At 58.4% G+C, this 3,581-nt stretch carries 1 protein-coding gene; it reads right to left on the bottom strand.

Translation table 11 applies throughout. From position 1 onward, the window contains the following. On the bottom strand, positions 1-3,581 hold a 3,581-nt coding region (locus ABX749_RS26165), incomplete at both ends, for a CARDB domain-containing protein (RefSeq protein ID WP_372898597.1).

Below are 3,581 nucleotides of genomic sequence, written 5' to 3'. Positions count from 1 at the left end.
TGTTTTCGGCTTTGCCGTCTGCGATCGGCGGCGTGTCTTCAGGCCGCAGCAAGCCGCTGTCGGCCAAAGCTTGCAGATAGAGACTTGTGAACGATTCGGCGTCGCCGGCGATCGACACGAGGGCAGAATGGGCCCGACGCAAGAACAGATTCGTACTATCCTCGGCATTCTCAACATCAATCTGATCTGCCAGAATCGCACCGCGCAGTTTTGCAGCTTCGTCACGTTGGTAATCCAAGTACTCATCGGCCGTCATCGGCGTCGCCGCGGCCGCGACATAGAAGTCGAAGCCCAGATCGTCCAACTCGAACGGACTGAGTTCTTTTAGAAAATCCGGATCCGTCTCTAAGATTTCTCGCAAGCCCGGATAGATCGTCACCGCCGAACCGACTTCGGTCACCCCTTGATTGGGCAAATCGATTGCGACGCCGCGTGCGGTCAGCACGCCGGATAGATTCAGTTCCGGAACGACGCTCGAAAAGTCGAAGGTGCTGATCGAATCAAACAACGGCGCAACGGTCAACGCATCACCCCGCAAACCACTCGCAAACTCGATCGCCGGCCCGGGGATCAGATCGGGGCGACGATTGGGCGCGTTCGGGAACGCGTACTCCAGCAACGTATAAGGCGTGTCGACGTTGGCCAGATTTTGGACGGCAAATCCATAGCCGCCGGTCGCCCCGAGGTCGATCTGGCTGGGACCACCGACGCCGACGTTGACTTCCAACGCATCAGCCGACTCGACTTGGAATCGGTACGGATCGACGGCGAGTCGCCCATCGGGATGCAAGACTTGGATGTCGTACAAACCGTGCGGTGCATCGCGAAGATCAAACACGGCGACGATCTTGGTGGCGTCGATTCTCGAAACCGAGACGGGCGCGAATTCCGCCAGCGTCGGACGAACCAAACGCACCGCCGCCTGTTGGGGAAACTCGGCTCCGCGAATCGTCACCGTCACGTAGCGATCGTCTCCGCCTGAATCCGGCGTCACATCGGTGATACCAAACGGAAGCCGGGTCGCGTTCATCGTGACCGGGTATTCCGATCGGCCGCGTGGATCGTTTTCTTCGACATCGATTCGAACGCCGCCGCGGGCGAGCACGAAATATCGCCCGCCGAGTGTTTCGGGAATGATCATTGACTGATCGGCCGACAGGTATCCTTCGTAGGCGGCGTCAAAATCGAAAGGCGAAGGCAATCGTTCGTGGGCGGCGTACAGTTCGTGCCGCCCGATACCGGTCGTACTGTCCAAGTCGACTCGGATGGTCTGGCCCGGCGAGACGTCCAACTGGAACAACCGACTGACGCCGACCGCCAACTGGTCTTCCAACGGGATGTCCAACCGCAGCAGCGGCACCGTGATGTTGACTTCGTCGGCTGAAGCCGACGCATTGTTGCGGTTGTTTTCGCCTTCGACGACGTCATCAAAAATGTCCGTGCGGACGATGATTCGATAACCGTCCGGCAGCACGACGGGGACTTCAAAATCCAGCGACGCGGAATAAGAGTCACCCGGTTGCAGCGTGCGAACCGAAGCGGATTCGACCCGCCCGAGGAAACGATCACCGATGTCCCACTGGCTGTCGGCGGACAGATAAACGGCGTCGGCAATCCTCGCCCTGGCCTGCTCATCACCGCGGTTCTCGACGGTCCAAGAGACCGACAACACATCGCCGACGCTGCCCGATGTCGGTGCGGAAATGTCGATCACCTGCAAATCCGATGGCGGCGGTTGGACGATCAAAATCGGCGTCGCCGCGACGGTGATGTTGTTCGTTTCGTTGGTCTCGATGACTTCGCCGTCGGGCCGGTAGGCGTTGGGAAAGTCGGTCGCGACGATGATGAAATAATCGCCGGTGATCCCCCGCGGCAACCGCGCGGTCTCGGTGATCGTGCCGGTTTGTCCCGGTGCCAACGTTTCACCGCGCACAATCTGTTTGACGAAGTGGTCACTCGAGACATCGAGCAATCGGTCCCGCGACAGATAGACTCGATCGACGAACGGCACCTGCGAATCCGGGATCACGCCTCCGTCGTTCGTGTACGTGTAGGTAAACGTGAAATCGTTGCCGACCTCCACCACGTTGGATGACGGATTGGAGGGATTGACGAAATCGACCGAATCGATCACCAAGTCCGGTGCCGGAACAAATTGCACGTCCAACTGCACCGAGGTCTGATTGTCGCCTTCGTCATTGAATTCCAAGACCTTGTTGGCCACGCCGCGAAGTCGCGGCCAGCCCTCGGCGATCGGATACGGCAACGAGTACAGCGCGGCACTTCGATCGGCGAAGGTGGCATCGGTTTGCGCGATCACGTGGAACTCGCCGCCGATGTTGTTCGACAAGCGCACCTGCAACGCCACTTCATAGCTCTCGCCGATACCCAGCACATTGTTCCGTCGGAACGTCCCCAGTTCGATGTCATACGCATCGGTCGACGTATCGGTCGACAGGAACACGCGATCGGTCCACTGGTCGACACGCGTCGCCCGAGTCCCTGAGTTGGTGACCGTGAACGAGACGTCCATCAGTGACCCACTGTCGGGACTGGTCGGAACGGCCGACAAATTGGAGATCACCAAATTGGGTTCGGCATACTCGATCGCGATGATCTGCGATGACGCAAAGTTGTCCGATTTGCGTCCGGCTTCCCACGTCTTGTCGACAAAATGTCGGGGCCAATCCGGGAAGCCACTTTTGCTGAACGCAGTCAAGACCGGTTTTCCACGGAACAGGCCAACGTTGGCAAACACGTGGGCATACCAGTTACCGCTACTGCCCGGCGGCGACGATACGACCATGCTGGCGTTGTACGAACCATCCACCGCGATCGGACCGTTCAAGACTTTCGTCGGTGATCCGACCAAGATCGCTCGACTTGCATCAAACACAGGGTCTTTGGATAGATAAACGTATTGTTTGATCGATTGAGTGACCTCGTTGGTCGCGGAGTCACCGGCATTGCGAACGGTCCAGGAGACGGTAATCGGTTCACCGGATTTGCTGGTCGGTGTTGCGGTGACGTTCTCGACCAATAGGTCCGCGATCGCATCGACCACGGTGGCCTCGACCGAGCCGACATTGTTGTCGGTAAAGGGGCCTTCGTAGACTTGAACCAAGGTATTGGTTGGACCGGCAAGGATCGCCAGCAACTCGCTGCGTGAGAATTGTTTCAGATCCCCGATTTCAGTTTCCCCGATCGGTTTCCCTGTCGCCGCTTCGATTCGCTTCAGGACCGCCGCAACCTCCTCCAAAAACTTCGCTTCTTCGGTCAGCGCGATTCGTGGATCCACATTTGTCTGGACGAAAAAGTGGCTTCCCTTGGCCGACGGCGGCAGCGTGAATTCGACGTCGTGCCTGTAGTCGTCGCCCGGTTGTAAACGACCGTCATGCGGAATCGCGAACACGAGTTGGTCACCGGAATCAAAGACATCATCTTCGGACAGATAGACGGCATCGGCCCAGGACTCACGGTCGGTCGCCACCGTCCCGATATTGTCGACGACCCAATTGAGTGACACCTTTTGTCCGCCTACGATCGGCTGATCCGTGGCGACGTTCAATTCACGCACACGC

Origin of the sequence: Stieleria sp., assembly GCF_041595215.1 — a bacterium.
In the GTDB taxonomy this organism is placed as follows: Bacteria; Planctomycetota; Planctomycetia; order Pirellulales; family Pirellulaceae; genus Stieleria; species Stieleria magnilauensis.
The sequence above is the reverse complement of the archived record's forward strand: the minus strand, read 5'-3'. Positions and strand labels throughout refer to the sequence as shown.